3 protein-coding genes are annotated in these 2596 nt (G+C 64.8%); 1 reads left to right on the top strand and 2 read right to left on the bottom strand.

What is annotated here, in order from left to right; genetic code table 11:
• Positions 1–1340: aldehyde dehydrogenase family protein (locus E5W87_RS30790; RefSeq protein ID WP_292406314.1), on the top strand; the 1340-nt coding region annotated here is incomplete at its 5' end.
• A 16-nt stretch (positions 1341–1356) separates the two neighbouring features.
• Here E5W87_RS30790 and E5W87_RS30785 read toward each other — a convergent pair.
• Both E5W87_RS30785 and E5W87_RS30780 read right to left on the bottom strand, forming a co-directional pair.
• Positions 1357–2118, bottom strand: a complete 762-nt coding sequence (locus E5W87_RS30785; RefSeq protein WP_292406310.1) for an SDR family NAD(P)-dependent oxidoreductase — start codon at positions 2116–2118, stop codon at positions 1357–1359.
• A gap of 10 nt (positions 2119–2128) precedes the next feature.
• Positions 2129–2596: ABC transporter permease (locus tag E5W87_RS30780; protein WP_292406307.1), on the bottom strand; the 468-nt coding region annotated here is incomplete at its 5' end.

Genomic DNA, 2596 nt, shown 5'->3' with positions numbered 1-2596 from the left:
AAGCCGCTTGGAAAAAACTCGACGCCAAGAGCCGTGCCAGGCAGCTGCACGCAGTCGCCAACGCCATCGAGGCGGCCGACTTCACACGTTGCGCCGAGCTGATGGTGCGCGAGATGGGCAAGCCCTATCCGGAAGCCATCGGCGAGATCGCCAATTGCGCGCCGATCTTCCGCTACTACGCCGAAATGGCGCGTGACGACGCCGGCAAGATCGCCGGCACGACGCAGGCCGGTTCGTTCCAGTATGCGCGCTACGAGCCTTACGGCACGTCCGTGCATATCATGCCCTACAATTTCCCGATCCTGCTGATGTGCTGGACCGTCTCCGCCTCGCTTGCCGCCGGCAATGCCTGCGTGATCAAGCCGGCCGAAGCGACGACATTGTCGACGCTGGACTATATCAAGGTGTTCCGCTCCCTGCCGGAAGGTCTGGTCTCCTGCCTGCCCGGCGGGGCGGCCACCGCGCAGGCGCTGATCGCCTCCGACCGCACCCATGCCGTCGCCTTCACCGGTTCGGTCGCCGCCGGCAAGGCCGTCGCCGTCGCCTGCGCCGAGCGGATGAAGCCTTGCGTTATCGAGGCCGGCGGCAGCGATCCGCTGATCATCAGCCAACACGCCCCGCTGGACGTGGCGGCGGCCGGCAGCGTCACTGCCGCGTTCCATCTTACGGGCCAGGTCTGCACCTCGGCCGAACGGTTCTTCGTGGTCGATGCCGTTCACGACAGCTTTGTCGAGCTGTTTGCTGAGAAGACACGTGCGCTGCGCATCGGCAACGGCCTCGACAAGACCGAGATCGGGCCGCTGGTCAGCGAGGCGGCGCGGGCGAAAGTCATGCGGCTGGTCGACGATGCAGTGCGCAATGGCGCCAAGGCGGTCACCGGCGGGCGCATTCCGCCGGCGCACAACACCGGCTGGTTCTACGAACCAACGATCCTGACCGGCGTCACCCCGGATATGGCGATCGTGCGTGAAGAGTGTTTCGGACCGGTCGCCGCGATCTGCCGGGTCAAGGATTTCGACGAGGCGATAGAGCTTGCCAATGACAGTCCGTTCGGGCTCGGCGCCTCGGTTTTCACCACCGATCTTGCCGAAGCGCATGGGGCCGCCGAGCGGCTCGAGGCCGGCATGGTCTGGGTCAACAATCCGCTGATCGACAATGACGCCCTGCCGTTCGGCGGCTGGAAGGCGTCGGGCCTCGGCCGCGAACTTGGGCGCCAGGGGCTGGATGCCTTCCGCCGCTCGAAGATGGTCATCATCGACCACAAGCCAGCGATCCAGGACTGGTGGTATCCCTATCCCGACAGCTGGTTCCGCGAGGCCGGCGGACGCAAGCACGTATGAGATATGAACGGCTGCGTCAGCCGATGCTCTCGCCGCCGTCGATCACCAAAGCCTGGCCGGTCATGAAGGACGAACGATCGGAGACGAGGAACAGGATCGCTTCGGCTATCTCTTCCGCCGCGGCCCAGCGCTGCATGGGAATCTTGGTACGGACGTAGCGTTCGATCGCGTCCCGCCCGCCCATCTGGGCGATGAACGGCTCGTTGAAGGGCGTGTCGACCCAGCCCGGACAGAGCGCGTTGACGCGCACATTGTGCCGGGCATAGTCGAGCGACATTTGCCGGGTCATCGCCACCACGGCATGCTTTGAGGTTGCGTAGGCGATCATCTCGCGGTCGTAGAACACACCCGAATTCGAGGCGGTATTCAGGATCACACCGCCGCCCTGTTCGATCATCGACGGCATGACGAGCCTGGCCGCGAGGAACTGCGCCCGCACGTTGATCCGCCACGAGGCATCCATGCCGTCGACGCCGACTTCGGTCAGCGTGCCACCGACCTGGACTCCGGCGTGGTTGTGCAGGATGTCGATCCGACCATGTTTGCCCAGTGTGCCAGCGATGAGCTGCTCGACCGCCGCGTCGTCGCCGACATCGGTCGCGACCGCCTCAGCCCGGCCGCCGGCTGCACGGATGTCGGAGGCCGTTGCTTCGCCGGCAGCCTGATCCCTGTCGGCGATCACCACCACCGCGCCCTCCCTGGCCATGATCATGGCGCCGGCACGCCCGATGCCTGACCCGGCGCCGGTCACCACGGCGATACGATCTCTCAAAATCATGATGCGACTTTCAGTTTGACGGTTTGCGTTGGCGCAATTGCCATTGGGCAAGCACCACAAGCAGAACGGAGGCGACGAGGACGATCGTCGCGATGGCGTTGATTTCGGGCGTCACGCCGCGCCGGATTGAGGCAAAGACATAGATCGGCAACGTCGTCTGTGCGCCGGCGACGAAGAAGGCGACGATGAAATCGTCGAAGGAGAAGGTGAAGGCGAGCAGGAAGCCGGCGATCACCGCCGGCATGATCTGCGGCAACACGATCGAGCGGAATGTCGTCAGCGGGGTGGCGTAAAGATCACTCGAGGCCTCGACCAGATTGCGGTCGAGGCTGCCAAGGCGTGTGCCGACGATCATCGCCACCAGCGCCATCGAAAACAGGCCATGCGCGGCGATGATAGAGCCGTAGCCGAGCGCCAGGCGTGGCGGCTGGTCGTTCGACCACAGCGAAGCGAGAAAGGGATTGACGACCCCAAATAG

Origin of the sequence: Mesorhizobium sp. (assembly GCF_004962925.1) — a bacterium.
Taxonomy (GTDB): Bacteria; Pseudomonadota; Alphaproteobacteria; order Rhizobiales; family Rhizobiaceae; genus Mesorhizobium.
This window is presented reverse-complemented; position numbering and strand designations above follow the sequence as displayed.